The sequence below is a fragment of the Pseudomonas sp. JAI111 genome (genome assembly GCF_024809425.1).
In the GTDB taxonomy this organism is placed as follows: Bacteria; Pseudomonadota; Gammaproteobacteria; order Pseudomonadales; family Pseudomonadaceae; genus Aquipseudomonas.
Window position 1 is genome coordinate 1,225,211 of the sequence record NZ_JANUCB010000001.1, and the last position, 14,737, is coordinate 1,239,947.

General features: G+C 59.0%; 17 protein-coding genes. 4 read left to right on the top strand and 13 right to left on the bottom strand.

All coding sequences use genetic code 11. The features are described 5' to 3' along the window. Positions 1-314: 314 nt before the first annotated feature. Positions 315-653, top strand: a complete 339-nt coding sequence (locus HNR03_RS05785) for a hypothetical protein (protein WP_222590121.1) — start codon at positions 315-317, stop codon at positions 651-653. A 76-nt stretch (positions 654-729) separates the two neighbouring features. Here the strand turns inward: HNR03_RS05785 and tam are convergent, their stop codons facing one another. Beyond that, a complete protein-coding gene (gene tam, locus HNR03_RS05790; RefSeq protein ID WP_259151538.1) occupies positions 730-1,500 on the bottom strand; it encodes a trans-aconitate 2-methyltransferase in 771 nt (256 codons plus the stop codon). A 104-nt stretch (positions 1,501-1,604) separates the two neighbouring features. Then, positions 1,605-1,934 (bottom strand): YXWGXW repeat-containing protein, encoded by a 330-nt coding sequence (locus HNR03_RS05795; RefSeq protein WP_259151540.1) that lies wholly within the window; start codon positions 1,932-1,934, stop codon positions 1,605-1,607. Positions 1,935-2,378: 444 nt separating this feature from the next. Here HNR03_RS05795 and HNR03_RS05800 point away from each other — a divergent pair, with 444 nt between their 5' ends. The 3 genes from HNR03_RS05800 to HNR03_RS05810 all read left to right on the top strand — a co-directional run bounded on the left by HNR03_RS05800 (position 2,379) and on the right by HNR03_RS05810 (position 4,084). After that, on the top strand, positions 2,379-2,882 hold the full coding sequence (locus tag HNR03_RS05800) for an inclusion body family protein (RefSeq protein WP_090181110.1): 504 nt from the start codon (positions 2,379-2,381) through the stop codon (positions 2,880-2,882). Positions 2,883-3,005: 123 nt separating this feature from the next. After that, entirely contained in the window at positions 3,006-3,545 is a 540-nt protein-coding gene (locus HNR03_RS05805) for an inclusion body family protein (RefSeq protein WP_259152089.1), read from the top strand. A 128-nt stretch (positions 3,546-3,673) separates the two neighbouring features. Continuing rightward, a complete protein-coding gene (locus HNR03_RS05810; RefSeq protein WP_259151544.1) occupies positions 3,674-4,084 on the top strand; it encodes a low affinity iron permease family protein in 411 nt (136 codons plus the stop codon). A 70-nt stretch (positions 4,085-4,154) separates the two neighbouring features. Here HNR03_RS05810 and HNR03_RS05815 read toward each other — a convergent pair whose 3' ends face one another. The 11 genes from HNR03_RS05815 to yiaY all read right to left on the bottom strand — a co-directional run bounded on the left by HNR03_RS05815 (position 4,155) and on the right by yiaY (position 14,640). After that, positions 4,155-4,658, bottom strand: a complete 504-nt coding sequence (locus HNR03_RS05815; RefSeq protein ID WP_259151545.1) for a DUF4142 domain-containing protein — start codon at positions 4,656-4,658, stop codon at positions 4,155-4,157. Positions 4,659-4,734: 76 nt separating this feature from the next. After that, positions 4,735-4,893: a KGG domain-containing protein gene (locus tag HNR03_RS05820; protein WP_222590116.1), complete on the bottom strand. Its 159-nt coding sequence runs from the start codon at positions 4,891-4,893 to the stop codon at positions 4,735-4,737. 117 nt (positions 4,894-5,010) lie between these two features. Further along, the gene (locus HNR03_RS05825; protein ID WP_259151548.1) at positions 5,011-6,360 is read right to left on the bottom strand and encodes a diguanylate cyclase domain-containing protein; all 1,350 of its coding nucleotides are present in this window, start codon (positions 6,358-6,360) and stop codon (positions 5,011-5,013) included. A gap of 84 nt (positions 6,361-6,444) precedes the next feature. Beyond that, on the bottom strand, positions 6,445-7,083 hold the full coding sequence (locus HNR03_RS05830) for a LysE family translocator (RefSeq protein ID WP_259151549.1): 639 nt from the start codon (positions 7,081-7,083) through the stop codon (positions 6,445-6,447). A 44-nt stretch (positions 7,084-7,127) separates the two neighbouring features. Beyond that, positions 7,128-7,565, bottom strand: a complete 438-nt coding sequence (fos, locus tag HNR03_RS05835) for a fosfomycin resistance glutathione transferase (protein ID WP_259151550.1) — start codon at positions 7,563-7,565, stop codon at positions 7,128-7,130. Between the two features lie 3 nt (positions 7,566-7,568). Further along, positions 7,569-8,303 carry a hypothetical protein gene (locus HNR03_RS05840; RefSeq protein ID WP_259151551.1) on the bottom strand — a complete coding sequence of 245 codons (735 nt, stop codon included), beginning with the start codon at positions 8,301-8,303 and terminating at the stop codon, positions 7,569-7,571. 347 nt (positions 8,304-8,650) lie between these two features. Next, on the bottom strand, positions 8,651-9,982 hold the full coding sequence (locus tag HNR03_RS05845; protein WP_222590113.1) for an MFS transporter: 1,332 nt from the start codon (positions 9,980-9,982) through the stop codon (positions 8,651-8,653). 188 nt (positions 9,983-10,170) lie between these two features. Next, entirely contained in the window at positions 10,171-11,097 is a 927-nt protein-coding gene (locus HNR03_RS05850; protein WP_259151554.1) for a hydroxymethylglutaryl-CoA lyase, read from the bottom strand. Continuing rightward, on the bottom strand, positions 11,094-12,287 hold the full coding sequence (locus tag HNR03_RS05855; protein WP_259151557.1) for a CaiB/BaiF CoA-transferase family protein: 1,194 nt from the start codon (positions 12,285-12,287) through the stop codon (positions 11,094-11,096). The genes HNR03_RS05850 and HNR03_RS05855 overlap by 4 nt, the downstream gene beginning before the upstream one ends. A gap of 225 nt (positions 12,288-12,512) precedes the next feature. Next, positions 12,513-13,421, bottom strand: coding sequence for a LysR substrate-binding domain-containing protein (locus tag HNR03_RS05860; protein WP_222590110.1), 909 nt, complete (start codon positions 13,419-13,421; stop codon positions 12,513-12,515). A gap of 70 nt (positions 13,422-13,491) precedes the next feature. Then, complete coding sequence (gene yiaY / locus HNR03_RS05865; protein WP_259151560.1) at positions 13,492-14,640, bottom strand: L-threonine dehydrogenase; 1,149 nt, start codon at positions 14,638-14,640, stop codon at positions 13,492-13,494. Between the last annotated feature and the right edge of the window lie 97 nt (positions 14,641-14,737).

The following is a 14,737-nucleotide window of genomic DNA, read 5'->3' on the forward strand; positions in this document are numbered from 1 at the left end:
CCCTACCAAAGGTTTGAATATTCCAACTTCCTCATCAACTTGCGCACTTAAAATCCAATCGCTATATCTGACTGTAACTCCTGAGTAACACATCTAACTCGGACTAACTGGTTATCCGGCCAGCTCACTAACGACCGAATATGCACACAGTCCGCTTGGGCAAACGATGCCCGGCGGCCAGCTATAATTACAGTCTGATAACGGAGGGCAAAGATCAGCTAAAGCGCCCGCAAAGATCCTTGCCTATGCAGTGCGGTCAGACAAGTGACGGCGGAGCGTTATAGAGCCCAGCCGTCCACAACGGAGATTTCGTCATGAGTGCCTTGACGATCGAAGGCCGGTGCAAACTCAACGGTGCGGAAAAGTCGGAACCAATAGGTGAAATACATTTTTACGTCGATGGCCCCCTCCGTCTGAGACTGGAGGAAGCTGAAGAACGTCTGCAGAAGACCCATGAACCTGAGGCTATGGTCGACGTCGACATGGACACATTGGATTTGATCTTGCCCGAGGGATACGGCCCGTTGTCCGACTGCCAGATGCGCGTCTATATACACTTCGAGCGCGGGCAGTTTCATTTGGTGGGGCATCGAGCAAGCGACGGTAGCTTGATCTACAGCAATGCGGTTTTGATTGATCAACAGATTGATTAGCTACGACGGGAAAGTCGGTAATCAGTGCGCAAAAGGGACAGACGAAAAGAACTCGGGCTGTCCCTCCATGAGTGCATCAACGCGTCGCAACGATAAACAACCGAGGGAACGGCAGCAGCACTGAACCATCGGCCAAGGCCGGATAAGCCCGCTCGATCGCCGTTTGATACTGCTTGAGGTAGTGGGCTTTTTCCGCCTCATCCAGCGGATCGAGAAACGGCCGCAAACCGCTGCCCTTGAACCACTCGACCACCCCCGACGCGCCACCTGCGAGCGGGTGATGGTAGGTGGTGCGCCACACGTCGACTCGCGCACAGTGCGGTCGCAGCATCGAGTAGTAATCGCTGGCGCTCGCCATTTCCGTGCGTTGCCCGGCGGCGTCCGCCAACTTGCTGACCCAAGGGCCATCGGCAGCGACTTCGCGCATCAAACGGTGCGACGGCTCGTTGAGGTTGTCGGGCATCTGAATCGCCAGGCTACCGCCCTGTGTCAGTCGGGAGGCCAGCGCCGGCAGTAGCGTTGCGTGATCAGGCAGCCACTGCAGCACCGCGTTGGCGAAAATCACATCGAACGGACCCGGTTCGTTCCAGGTATCGATGTCAGCGGTGTCGAAGCGCACTTGAGGCAAGCGCTGGCGGGCGGCTTCGATCATGTCGACCGAACTGTCCAGGCCGCGCACCGTGGCATTGGCGAAGCGCTCGACCAGCAGTTGAGTCGAATTGCCGGGGCCGCACCCGATGTCGATGGCCAAGCGCGCGTCCACGGGCGGGATCGCCGCGAGCAAGTCACGGGCCGGGCGTGTGCGTTCATCTTCAAAAGCGACGTATTGTCTGGCGGACCAACTCATTGCGTTCTCCTGTCGGTGTGTAGATGTGGCCGGAGGCGCACAACCGGATCGCTACGATACTCCGGTCCTTGCGCTCCGCCCTATCCAACCTATGGCGCAAGCAATCAGTTTACCCAACCTCCGCGTTGCCAATACCAGCCATCATTACGCCGCTCCCAGTGCGGATGCACATAACGATAGCCCGGTCGTTCCGCAACCCAGTGACCATGAACCGCGGCGTAGCGCCCACCGTCCCAACGCCAGTAACCCCGGGACCAAACGTACCCCGGACGCGGCATCGGCTCGACCTCGATCACGCGCTCAGGCGGTGCCTGCGGCGCAATGACTTCGACGTACTCACGCGGCACTGGACGCCGCTCATGAACCACCCGTTCCTGCACACAGCCGGAAGCTGTGAACATCACCGCCATTAACGCCATGTAACGTAACCACATGCTGCCTCCTCAGGCTTGACCGCCACATCGAGTGAACCAGCAAAAAGTTGCCCCCTTTTTCCTGCCCTGCTCCTGCCTGGCTCACTGCTTTTTTAACAGGTCATATCTGTCTATTGCCTGAACTGGCCTCACTTGGCGCAGACGGCACAAGGGAGTTTGAATGAGTGTTTCCTTATCGCCAAATCATCGCAAGCCATCACTTTTTTGACCGTTCGTCGAACGACAAGGCCAGCAATTTTGACAGCCTGTATTTCGCACCTATAGTCCTAATCGCGGCCCGTCGGAAGGAACCCGACCCGTTAGTTTTCACGCAAGGAGCCAGGCCAGCTCATGCCCGTGACAGGTGGGTTCCGCCCGTAGTGTTTGCGCAACGGCCGCAAGGCAAGCAAACGTTGTTTTGCCTGGAAAGAAGCCAGGCATTCACTATGAACAAGGAGCTTTACTATGTCTCGAGTCACGGATGTACTGGTTTCCATCGACACCGAAACCATTCTGAAAAACTACCCGAACATCAGCAAAAACCCTGCTTCGCCCACACTCATCGACGTCAATCATGTGTACATGGTGACCAATCGGGACAACGTCATCAATGGCCAGGCCGGTGGCGAACTCAACTTGAAGGCCCAGGTGGGCGACCTGATTCGCTGGCGTGAAACCAGCCTGTCGCAGAGCTTCGAGACGGCGGTCATTTTCTACAAATTCATCGGCAACGTCGGCAACGAATTGATCTCCACCCCCACGCCGCGCAAGGCTACCGCCTGTGTCGCCGTCCCCAACACCAGCAATCCTTCGGTGCCGAGCTGCCAGAAAGTCGATAACCATTACTGGTCCTCGGAAACCCTTTCGTGCGGCAGCGTGACCTACCACTTCCACTTCCTGATCGTGGATCGCGATTGCAAGATCGTCGGCTGCTGTTCGTGGGACCCGTTCATTACCATCCGTAATTGACCTGAAGCGGGCCCCTTGGTGACAAGGGGCTCGCCCAATACGTTGCCGCTTCGACAGGAACAGGATGTCTGCATGAACCGAAGCGGTTGCCGTTTTAAGCCAACATCATGAAAGGAATCCATGATGACTTCCGAACCGATCAAATCCGCTGAATCCAGCATCGCGCAAGCCAACAATGTGCTGCTGATCGTCGATGCCGAATCATTGCTGTCACGCTATCCGCAACCCAGTCTTGAACCGCAAAACCCGACCGTGATCGAGGAAGGTTTCATCTTCGCCATCAGCGGCACGCACACCAATAAAAATGCAATAAATGACAGCAAATTGAATCTGTCCGCCATAAACGGAAAAAACTTCCATCTGCGCGGCAGAACCGTCAGCTTGCTCGCCGAGCACAGCGTGGTGTTTTACGAGATGTCGGTAGGTGATGCCGGCGTACTGTCGCCCCCTGAACTGGTGGTCCACAGCAAGCTGACCGTGCCCGCACCCGATCCGGCAAACCCGACTAAACCGGGCAGCCACACAGCGGATGATCATTATTGGCATTTCACGCAACTGGCCGCCGGGGTTGAGGCGTGCGTACTGAATTTCATGCTGATCGATAAAAACTGCGAGGCGTTGGGGTATTTCAGTTGGGCGGTTGAGGTGAAGCTGACCCATTGAGCGATGGGTGCCAGCGCTCGGTAAGAGCTGGGTACATCGGGGCGTCGCAGAATTAGGGGTTTTAATTAGAATTTTCAATACGCCGTCGCTGTCTGAAAATCAGGCGCATCCCTTTAAGGAACACGGTAATGAAATTCGCAAAAATCTCGCAAAGACTCGCTTTGTGGGCCGGTAGCCCCAAGACCTTTATGGGCGCGTTGATCCTGATCGCTCTGTGGGGGTTGAGTGGCCCGATTTTTCACTTCAATGACACCTGGCAGCTGATCATCAACACCTCGACCACGATCATCACGTTCCTGATGGTGTTCCTGATCCAGAACACGCAGAACCGCGATACCGACATCCTGCACTTGAAAATCGATGAGTTGCTGCGGGTGAACAAAGAAGCGCAGAACGCGATGCTCGGGCTGGAATCCCTGGACCTCAAGCAACTGGAGGCGCTGCGCAGGCACTATCGCGCCATGGGCGAAAAGGATGTGCATGGCCTGGCGGGGCTGGCGACATCGAGCAAGCACAAGCCCGATCTGAATAAATGCTGAGTGCAAACAAAAACGGCGCGTGATGTGGATCACGCGCCGTTTTCTTTAACCCCTGATAAATAAACGCTGGTCAGCGACCGGCTTGCAGCGCCCTGGCCATTTGCAGATGATTTTGCAGTTTGGGCAGGGTTTCTTCAGCGAAGGCTTTGATCGCCGGGACATCGGTGGTCTGTGCTTCCTGCTGAAGCTGGTCAATGGCTTCCTGAGTGGTTTTCACCTGACTGGCGGCATAGGCCTGGTCGAAACTCTCGCCGTCCGGCACTGGCGGCATCAGGGCCTTGGCTTTGTCGACCACTTCCTCCCGAGGGGCCACCGGCAGGTCCAGTTGCTTGGCAATTTTCGCCAGATGCTGGTTGGCGGTGGTGCGGTCGTTAATGACGACGATGGTGTAATCCTTGATCTCTTTGGATTCGGTTTTCTGGTGCGCCAGGCGACTGGCTTCGATGTCGGCAATGCCTTTGGCCGATGCATCATTGATGAATTCTGCGGGCGACTGGGCGAAGGCACAGTGGGTGAACAGCCCCAGCAACGTGGCAAAACCGGCAGTGCATAATCGGGTGGCCATCCGGTTCATGGTCGCGCCCTCCTTATAAAAAAATTCAAGCGGGAGCTTTCGCCCCCGCCTCTCAATCAAAACTACCTTTCACCGACTACTTCGACTTCTGATCACTTTTGCGGCCCATTTCTGGTTTCGCAGAGTCTTTGTCGACCGTCGTGGTGGTAGTTTTCCCACCTTTGCGACCGGCTTCCGACGCCTTGGTTCGATCGTTGGCGAAGTTTCCCGAGTTCGAGTTTCTTGAATTAGGCATGATTCTCTACCTCTTGGTAATGATCGCGGCGAGCAGGAGCCCGCATAGAATCTGAATTGCGATCACCGCAAAGGTTTAGAGAAATTGAAGTTCGCGCGACGAATGGCGGCAGTTTTTTCAGACGCCGAGACGCTGGTGATGCTGGCGCTTGGCCGCGTACATGGCTTCGTCGGCATGCCGGAACAACTGCTTCTCCTCGGTGCCATGTTCGGGGTAATGCGCAACGCCAATGCTCGGCTGGATGTTGACGTTATGCCCGTCCAGGCGCAGTGGCTGAGCTAACACTTGGCGGATTTTTCCTGCGACGTTATCGGCATCTTCCGACGCATGGATGCTGTGCAACAACACCACAAACTCATCGCCACCGATGCGCGCCACCGTGTCGGTTTCACGCACACAGCCCTTGAGCCGGTTGGCGACCGCTTGCAACAGCATGTCGCCGACTGCATGGCCGTGGGTGTCGTTGACTTCCTTGAAACGGTCCAGGTCGACATACAGCAACGCCATCCGCCCGCAATCGGCCCGGGCCAGCATCAGCGAGGCTTTGAGTCGCTCGCGCAGCAACTCCCGGTTAGGCAGTTGAGTCAGCGGGTCGTATTGCGCCATGCGCTGCAGTCGGGCGTGCAATTGCTTGCGCTCGATCGCGGTCGCGACTTGGGCACAGACGAATTGCAGCAGTTCTTTGTCTTGCTCGGTGTAGCGCTCGCCGCCCGGTATGCTTTTGACGATCAGCGCGCCGATGGTGCCGTTTTGCGAGTTCAACGGCACACCTAGCCAGCACGGCGATTCCTTGCCTGCGACCAGCCATTCAAATCCTTCAAGCGGACTGTCCTGGTCCGGTGTCAGCAGAATCGGCTGGCCACTGCGAACCACTTCGGCGCACAGAAGCCCGGTCATGGTCCCCGGCTTGTCGGGTTGTAGTTCATGGTCGTCGACGTGATAGGGGAAATTGAGCTGCGCGCAATGTTCGTCAAACAGCGCGACGGAAAAATTCAATGCGGGCAGCCATTCGCCAATGATCAAGTGGACGCGTTTGAACAGCGCCAGCAAATCTTCCGCTGCGTGGGCCGCTTCTGAGATCGCGTACAACGCCGCTTGCCGGGACTCGGCCTGCTTGCGCTCGGTGATATCCCGAGCCACTGCGATGCGCAATTGATCGACTTCAGACCAGCGCGCCGACCACAGGATATGCACCACACCACCGTCTTTGCGCAGGTAGCGGTTTTCGAAGTTGAGCTTGGGGTCGCCCCCCATGATTTCGCGTGCAGCGTCCAGGGTGCGCTGCCGATCGGCGGGATGCACCATGTCAATCATCTGCTGGCCGATCAGCTCGTCCGGTGTGTAGCCAAAAATACGTTCGCAGGCCGCACTGACAAATACGAAGCGACCTTGTTTATCCACCGCACAGACGGCATCCAGCAAGAGATCGATATAGCTCGCCAACGGCGCGGAATTTCTGGTTGCCATGGTGCGATGTGCGAGTCCTGACAATGCAGCAAAAAAGAAACATCCCTGACTGATCAAAAAACCGGCGCATCCGGGCGGCCAGTCTCAAGCCTTGTTCGGCATCAACCCCGGCAGCGCATGAGCGAGGGCATTGATGGCAAAACCGATAAACATCACCCCGCACAACCGGGTGATCGCCAGTTCATGGCGTTGATACAAGGTGCGAACCTGCCGCGCACCGACGATGCCAATGAGGATAGCGTAGGCCATCAGGCCACCGACGAAGCTCAGAACGATCAACCAGGGCAACATTGACCAATGCAACAACTCCGCACGACTGGACAACAGCGCGGTAAATGTCGCCACCGCCACGGGATAAGCCTTGGGATTGGTCAGTCCGAACAGGATGCCGTGCCAGAATGGCTGGCGAGCCGGGCCTTGAGGCGCCTCGCCATGGCTGCGCTTGGCCCGTACGGCGCGCAACCCGAGCCAGAACAGGTACATCCCACTGAGAAGCCCCAGCACATCGAACGCGGTGCTGCCGATTTCTCGCGCCCCCACAATCGCGATCAGTGCGGTGCTGCACCAGACCACGTCCCCCAACAAATGCCCGCACAAAAAACCCGCCCCCGCCCGCCTGCCATGCGCGGCACCGATGCCAAACACCGCCAACACACCCGGCCCCGGCGTTATGCCATAGATGAAGCCCGAGGCAAGAACCGCCATGAGCAGCGATGGGGTCATCGGAAATCCTTTTGAACTATTTGGTGAATGGGCGCAAGTCTATATCAGGTCACTGAAATATCGGCTGACTGATCGTCGAAGAACTTCATTCCCGCGTAAGGCCGCTCACGGCAGGCGACCAGCCGTGATGCCAGGTCGCCGACATGGGCTTCAAGCTTATGGCCGTCCGGATCGAGGAAATAGAAGGAGGCGCCCTCGCTACGGTTGTCACGCCATTCCTGCACATGAGCGGATCGCAGACGTTCGACGAACACCGGGAAATCAGCGGCATCAATATTGAACGCGTAGTGGCTGTAGTCGGCGGCGGGTTCGCTCTTGCGCAGAGGATCCAGGGAAAGGCACAGCCACAAGCCGGGCAGCGAGAGGTAGGCGCCGTTGTCCCACGTGGCTTCGAGGCGGATTTGTAGCAGATGTTGATAGAACGCCACGCTGCGGTTCAGGTCGGTGACGGCGAGGGTCAGGTGGTTGAGGCCGGTGAGCATGAGTCAAAAACCTTTGTGTGCTTCGGGGACGACATACTGTTTACCGTCGTACCGCAAAGTAGATAGCACAGGTTTTGCTGTCGTCGATCTGGATTGACATGCTTCTCCCTCGCCTTCCCCAATCGTAGCGGTAGATAAGGATTTAACGATCAGGTCTGCGTAACCATGGGAGCTGGTTTTTCCGATTTCGATGGTTCGAACGACTTCAGAGCGCTCACCGGCACAATTGCCATCCCATTCGCCGCTGTACTGATAGGTGATGAACTGCTCCAGAACCGGACGCAACCTCTCGCCCTCTTTCACATACAGCGAGAGCAACTTTTCATTCGCAGGATTGATCCGTGACGAACCATTGAATGTGGCGAGGACGCCAAACGCTCTTATATCGGGTGCGAGCTTGTAACGAGCAGTATCGAGTTGCAGATCTTCAAAGGCGATGGCATCCGATTCAAAAGCCGATGCCTTGTGATACGTCGCCAGAGCTTTCGAATCACCAGCCGATAGAATCGCAAGATTTAGATCATATTTGCCTTGAGGGCCATAATCACTTGCCGATAGCCCCGATTCGAACTGCGATATTGCCGTAATCGTCAGCCCCGGATACGCCGGCCAGTCTTTGCAAACCGAATAGCCGAAATCACCCGCCAGGAACGGTTTCTCACATTCAGCCATCGCTTGCATCGTCATCATCACCCCGAACAACGCCGCACAGCTCATCCAACGTGACCTCAATGTCATTCCTTGCTCCTAGTTGGGTCTAAAAACAGATTACTTCAGGCGCGCACTATCCTCGGCTCAAGACATCCGCTCAACCGTTTGTTACTGCAAGTGGGACCGTACACCTGCCCCTTGCCGAGCGTATTCGGGGCGGTGTTGCTGAAGGCGGGAGTGGCGTTGATTCAGTTCAGTGCTGCGCTGGCGAAGGGTTTGGTGATGTCAGGTTGAACGATAACCGATAGATAGAAGTTGACTGTCAGGCCGCCATCGCGAGCAGGCTCGCTCCCACAGTTTGATCGGCGGCGTGGCACAGATCGAGTGTGGGAGCGAGCCTGCTCGCGATGACGGCCTGAACAGCGCCGCAGATTTTAGAACTTGTCGAGTGTGCGCAGCTTCTGCGGCAACCCCCACAACAGCAACGCAACCGCGATCAATGCGCAGACACCGATGACGTACAGCGCCGGCGTGGTGCTGCCCGTCAAGTCCTTGATCCGCCCGACCATGACCGGGCTGACGATGCCGCCGAACTGTCCGAGGGTGTTGATCACCGCGATCCCGCCCGCGGCCCCTGCACCCGCACCGGCCAGCAGTTTGGGTGGCAGGGTCCAGAAGCTTGGGATGGACGCGATGATCCCGGCACCGAGCAGGCCCAGCGCGACAATCAGGAAAGTCGTGTGGTTGGCGAAGATCCCCGCACAGAAGAACCCGACCGCCCCCACCGCAACCAGGCCGGCGACAAACTTGCGTCGTTCACCGGTCGAGTCCGACAACCGCCCGATCACCACCATGCTGATCGCGCCGCAAATGTAGGGGATGGCCGTCAGCAAGCCGATCATCACCGGGCTTTCGGTGCCCGCGCTGCGGATCAGTTGCGGCGCCCAGAAATTCAAGCCATAGGACGCCACCTGAATCAGGAAGTAGATCAGCCCCAACGTCAGGAACCCCGGAATCCGCAGCGCGGCGAGCAACGAACCGCCGCTCTTGTGCGGTTCATGGTGCGCGATACGACTGGCCAGCAAGGTCTTCTCGGACGGCGTCAGCCAATGGGCGTCTTCGATGCGATCCTTGAGCAAGGTCAGCACCAACAAGCCGAGGCCGATGCACGGCACGCCGCCGAGCAGGAACAGCCAATGCCAGCCGCGCATGTCGAGGAAGCCGTCGAGGTGTTGCAGCACCAGCCCGGAGAACGGTGCGCCGACCAGCCCGGCAAACGCCGACGACAGAAACAGCATCGAGGTGATGCGCCCACGATAGTGCTGCGGGAACCACAGCGTCAGGTAATACAGCACGCCTGGGGCGAAACCGGCTTCCATCGCGCCGATCACGAAGCGCAGCGCGTAGAACTGCCATTCGCTGTTGACGAAGACCATGGCCGCCGTTGCGAGGCCCCAGGACATCATGATCCGGGCGATCCAGCGTCGGGCGCCGACCTTGTACAGCATCATGTTGCTCGGCACTTCGAAGATCACGTAACCGACCACGAACAGCCCGGCGCCGAGACCGTAGGCGGTGTCGCTCAGGCTCAGGTCGGTTTGCAGCTGGAACTTGGCGAAGCTGATGTTGATGCGGTCGAAAAAGGCGAACAGGTAGCAAACCATGATCAGCGGCATCAGGCGCCAGGCGACTTTGCTGACCAAGGCTTTTTCTTCGTCGTGGCTAACGGACGGGCTCGCGCCCGCCTCCAGTACATTGAGGCTCATGGTGCTTTCTCCAGGCGGACTTCCCGTGGGTGTCCGATTGTTTTTGTTGTCTGGTTGAATGGAACGATATGGATGCTTTTACTGTGGGAGTGAGCCTGCTCGCGATATCGGTGGGTCAGTCGACATCATTTTCGGATGTAACACAGTCATCGCGAGCAGGCTCACTCCCACAGGGGGATGCGGTGTGATCAGGATGGCGTTGGATGCAAATCGCAATTGCGTCCGGCCTTGGCCAACTGGCCGGGCACTTCATGGCCCAGCAGCGCCGGCAATCCTCGGGACAGTTTCAGCAACAGCGGCAGGTCGATGCCGGTGTGAATGCCGATTTCATCGCACAGGTTGACCAGATCTTCAGTGCAGATATTGCCCGAGGCACCCGGCGCGAACGGACAGCCACCGAGCCCGCCGAGGGCCGCGTCGAAGCGCCGCGCGCCAGCCTCGTAGGCCGCCAGCACGTTGCACAACCCAAGCCCGCGAGTGTTGTGGAAATGCAGGGTCAGATCCGCCGGTGAGACCCGCTGCAACACCCGCCGCACCAGACGATCTACCTGGCGCGGATTCGCCATGCCGGTGGTGTCGGCCAGGGTGATGCCCTGAATCCCGAGTTCCTGATAGGCCTCGACGATTTGCAGGACGCGATCCTCATCGATCTTGCCTTCGAACGGGCAACCGAAAGTGGTGGCGATGCTGCCGTTGAGCCGCACTTGCGTACCGCCCACGTAGTGCACGATTTCGCCGAACGCCACCAGCGAGTCTTCGCAACGCATGCGCATGTTGGCCAGGTTGTGCGTCTGGCTGGCGGACATCACCAGGTTGAGCTCATCGGCGCTAGACGCCAGCGCCCGTTGCGCACCCTTGAGGTTGGGGATCAACGCAACGTAGATCACGCCCGGTTGCCGGGCAATGCCCTTGAACACCTCCTCGCCATCGCGCAACGCCGGAATGGCTTTGGGCGACACGAACGAACCAGCTTCGATGCGGCTGAAACCGGCCAGCGACAGCTGATTGATCAAAGCAATCTTGTCGACGGTTTCGACCCAGGTCGGCTCGATCTGCAAGCCGTCGCGGGGGGAGACTTCCTGAACGATCAGTGTCTCGGAAAAATCAGTGATCATTGCACCACCCCTGCAGTTTTCAGGCGTTCGATGTCGGATGCCGTAAGGCCCAGTTCCGCGAGAATGCCGTCGGTGTGCTGGCCCAGACTTGGCCCGGACCAGTTCACGCCGCCGGGGGTTTCGGACATTTTCGGCACGATGCCGGGCATTTTCACCGTGGCGCCGCCAGGCAAGTCGGCGCTGAGCAGCATGTCCCGCGCCTGATAGTGCGGATCGGCGACGATATCGGCCACCGAGTAGATGCGCCCGGCCGGCACTTCGGCGGCTTCCAGCGCGGCCAACACTTGGTCGATCGGCAGGCTGCTGGTCCAGTGCGTGATTGCCGCATCGAGCACGTTGCTTTTCAATGCACGACCATCGTTATGGGCAAATTCTGCTGCTTCGGCCAGATCACGGCGACCGACCACCTCCATCAGGCGCTTGTAAATCGGGTCGCTGTTGCCGGCGATCACCACGTAGGCACCATCGGCCGTCAGGTAAGTATTGGACGGCGCGATGCCTGGCAAGGCGCCGCCGCTGCGCTCACGAACATGGCCGAGCATGTCGTATTCCGGCACCAGGCTTTCCATCACGTTGAACACGCTTTCGGCCAGGGACACATCGACCACTTGCCCGCCACCCTGCCCGGTCTTGACCCGCAGCAGCGACATCAACGCACCGATCACCGCGTGCAGCGATGCCAGGGAGTCGCCGAGGCTGACGCCGACCCGCGCCGGTGGAGAACCGGGGGTGCCGGTGGTGTAGCGAATCCCGCCCATGGCCTCGCCGATGGCGCCGAACCCCGGACGGTCGCGGTACGGACCGGTCTGGCCGTAACCGGAAATACGCACCAGCGTCAGGTTGGGATTAAGGGCGTGCAGCACGTCCCAGCCCAGGCCGAGTTTCTCCAGGGCGCCGGGGCGCAGGTTTTCGATCAACACGTCGGCGCTGCTCGCCAATTGCTTGACCAGTTCAATGCCTTCGGGGGATTTCAGGTTCAGCGCCAGGGACTTCTTGTTTCGCGATTGCAAGTACCACCACAGCGACGTGCCTTCGTGCAGCTTGCGCCATTTGCGCAGCGGGTCGCCCTGGCCCATGGCTTCGATCTTGATCACTTCGGCACCGAACTCGGCGAGCATGCGCGCGGCGAACGGCGCGGCGATCAGCGTACCGATCTCGATCACTTTGATTGCACTTAACGGGGCAGTCATCGCGGGGTACCTCATGTTGTTCTTGGAATATGAACCAAGGCTAGAGGACCCGGGGGCGATGAATCCAACCCTCAATCGGCAACCTTCGTTCGCGAAACGCGAACGCCCTGACATTTGCGCGAACTCAGGTCAGTCATCGCGAGCAGGCTCGCTCCCACAAGGAGTTTATGAACGTCACACATCCACTGTGGGAGCGAGCCTGCCGGACCAGTCAGCAGAGAACCGTCAGACCGGCCCGCGCAAATGCTCAAACAACATCCGGCTCACCGGCGACAACGCCGCTTCATCACGCACGACCAGGATGAGTGCCCGATCCGACCAGTCATCCGTCAGCGGCACCGCATGCAAACCCAGCGCCCGGCCAAACAGTTCATAGGCTTTTTGCGGCAGGATGCCGATGCCCATGTTGGCCTGGACCATGCGACACATCGCATCGAACCCCGGCACATGAATCCGCAGGCGCAGCACCTTGCCCGCCTTGCGTGCGGCGGCGTGGGTGCGCATGTTGATCGAACTGGCGGCATGCAGGCCGACGTAATCGCTGTCCAGCGTGTCGGTGAAGGCCAGGCTGGAACGACTGGCCAACGGATGATCGGGCGGCATCAGCACCACCAGTTTGTCCTGGCGATACAGGACGCTGTGCAGGCCCTTGACGTCGCTGTCACTGGAGCAGATCCCGAGGTCGGCCACGCCATCGAGTACCCCTTGAATCACCCCGCTGCTGGGGCGTTCTTCGAGGTCGGTCTTGACCTGGGAATGACGCGCGGAAAAGTCGCGCAGGTCTTCGGGCAGAAACTGGATGATCGCCGACAGGTTGGCGAGCATCCGCACATAACCGCGAATACCGTGGCTGTGCTCGCCCAGTTCCAGGCCCATTTTCTCGACGTTGAACAACATCTGCCGGGCATGATGCAGCAGGGTTTCACCGGCCGCCGTCAGGGTCATGCCTTTGGCCTGGCGCACAAACAGACTGATCCCGAACGCCTCCTCCAACTCCATCAGGCGCTTGCTGGCCGCCGACACCGCAATCGCTTCACGCGTCGCGGCACGGGTCAACGTGCCTTCCTCGTGGACGGCGACGAACAGCTGGAGAGTGATCAGGTCGAGGCGGCGGATCAGGCTTTTTTGCAGCATCAGGGACTCGGCAATGTCGGCTCGGGCGTGGCCGCAGCATAGCGTCCTTTACGCCCGAACCGTGCTGCCATTAAAACGCGCTGCGGAAAATCTCCTCGATCTGGCGCTGATCCGCCGCTCGAGGATTGGTCAGGCCGCAGGCGTCTTTTAGTGCATTGGTGGCGAGCATCGGAATGTCGTTGAGCTTGGCGCCGAGTTCACGCAACCCGGCGGGAATGTCCACGTCCTGGGCCAGGCTGCGGATGGCCGCGATGGCCGCTTGAGCGCCCTCTTCCGGGCTGAGACCACGGACATCGGCACCCATCGCATGGGCGACGTCGGTGAGGCGCGGCGCGCAGACCAGCGCGTTGAAACTTTGTACATGGGGCAACAGCACCGCGTTGCACACACCGTGTGGCAAGTCGTAGAACCCGCCCAGCTGGTGAGCCATCGCGTGGACATAACCCAGAGAGGCGTTGTTGAACGCCATGCCGGCGAGGAACTGCGCGTAGGCCATGTTTTCCCGCGCATTCATATCGCTGCCATCGCGGACGGCCAGGCGCAGGTTGTCGCTAATCAGGGTGATGGCTTTCAGTGCGCAGGCATCGGTGATCGGGTTTGCAGCGGTGGAGACGTACGCTTCGACAGCGTGGGTCAAGGCGTCCATGCCGGTGGCGGCCGTCAGGCCTTTGGGCATGGCGACCATCAGCGCCGGATCGTTGACCGACAGCAGCGGTGTGACGTTACGGTCGACGATGGCCATTTTCACATGGCGCGACTCGTCGGTGATGATGCAAAAACGGGTCATTTCACTGGCGGTGCCGGCGGTGGTGTTGATGGCAATCAACGGCAATTGTGGCTTTTGAGATTGATCGACGCCTTCGTAATCGCGGATCTGCCCGCCGTTGGTCGCGCACAACGCGATGCCTTTGGCGCAGTCATGCGGCGAGCCGCCACCGAGCGAGACCACAAAATCGCAGCGACTTTCCTTGAGCAGGCCCAGGCCTCGTTCGACGTTGGCAATACTCGGGTTCGGTTTGGCACCGTCGAAGATCACCGAATCGATATCCAGTATTGCCAGTTTTTCGGCAATCATCTTCGCCACGCCGGCCTTGGCCAGCCCGGCGTCAGTGACGATCAGGGCTTTGCGAAAACCGTATTTGCCGATGGCGACCATGGCTTCATCCAGGCAACCAGTGCCCATGATGTTCACGGCGGGGGTGAAAAATGTGCTGCTCATGAGCGACTCTCCAGGCTGGGCCGAATCGGTGGCGCCGATTCAGCGGATGCCCACAGGATCGTCCCATCGCTCACGCAGTAACTTGATCTGGCTCAAG

Coding starts and splice junctions, on each gene's coding strand:
- HNR03_RS05785 (WP_222590121.1), top strand. CDS start 315: ATGAGTGCCTTGACGATCGAAGGCCGGTGCAAACTCAACGGTGCGGAA.
- tam (WP_259151538.1), bottom strand. CDS start 1,500: ATGAGTTGGTCCGCCAGACAATACGTCGCTTTTGAAGATGAACGCACA.
- HNR03_RS05795 (WP_259151540.1), bottom strand. CDS start 1,934: ATGTGGTTACGTTACATGGCGTTAATGGCGGTGATGTTCACAGCTTCC.
- HNR03_RS05800 (WP_090181110.1), top strand. CDS start 2,379: ATGTCTCGAGTCACGGATGTACTGGTTTCCATCGACACCGAAACCATT.
- HNR03_RS05805 (WP_259152089.1), top strand. CDS start 3,006: ATGACTTCCGAACCGATCAAATCCGCTGAATCCAGCATCGCGCAAGCC.
- HNR03_RS05810 (WP_259151544.1), top strand. CDS start 3,674: ATGAAATTCGCAAAAATCTCGCAAAGACTCGCTTTGTGGGCCGGTAGC.
- HNR03_RS05815 (WP_259151545.1), bottom strand. CDS start 4,658: ATGAACCGGATGGCCACCCGATTATGCACTGCCGGTTTTGCCACGTTG.
- HNR03_RS05820 (WP_222590116.1), bottom strand. CDS start 4,893: ATGCCTAATTCAAGAAACTCGAACTCGGGAAACTTCGCCAACGATCGA.
- HNR03_RS05825 (WP_259151548.1), bottom strand. CDS start 6,360: ATGGCAACCAGAAATTCCGCGCCGTTGGCGAGCTATATCGATCTCTTG.
- HNR03_RS05830 (WP_259151549.1), bottom strand. CDS start 7,083: ATGACCCCATCGCTGCTCATGGCGGTTCTTGCCTCGGGCTTCATCTAT.
- fos (WP_259151550.1), bottom strand. CDS start 7,565: ATGCTCACCGGCCTCAACCACCTGACCCTCGCCGTCACCGACCTGAAC.
- HNR03_RS05840 (WP_259151551.1), bottom strand. CDS start 8,303: ATGACATTGAGGTCACGTTGGATGAGCTGTGCGGCGTTGTTCGGGGTG.
- HNR03_RS05845 (WP_222590113.1), bottom strand. CDS start 9,982: ATGAGCCTCAATGTACTGGAGGCGGGCGCGAGCCCGTCCGTTAGCCAC.
- HNR03_RS05850 (WP_259151554.1), bottom strand. CDS start 11,097: ATGATCACTGATTTTTCCGAGACACTGATCGTTCAGGAAGTCTCCCCC.
- HNR03_RS05855 (WP_259151557.1), bottom strand. CDS start 12,287: ATGACTGCCCCGTTAAGTGCAATCAAAGTGATCGAGATCGGTACGCTG.
- HNR03_RS05860 (WP_222590110.1), bottom strand. CDS start 13,421: ATGCTGCAAAAAAGCCTGATCCGCCGCCTCGACCTGATCACTCTCCAG.
- yiaY (WP_259151560.1), bottom strand. CDS start 14,640: ATGAGCAGCACATTTTTCACCCCCGCCGTGAACATCATGGGCACTGGT.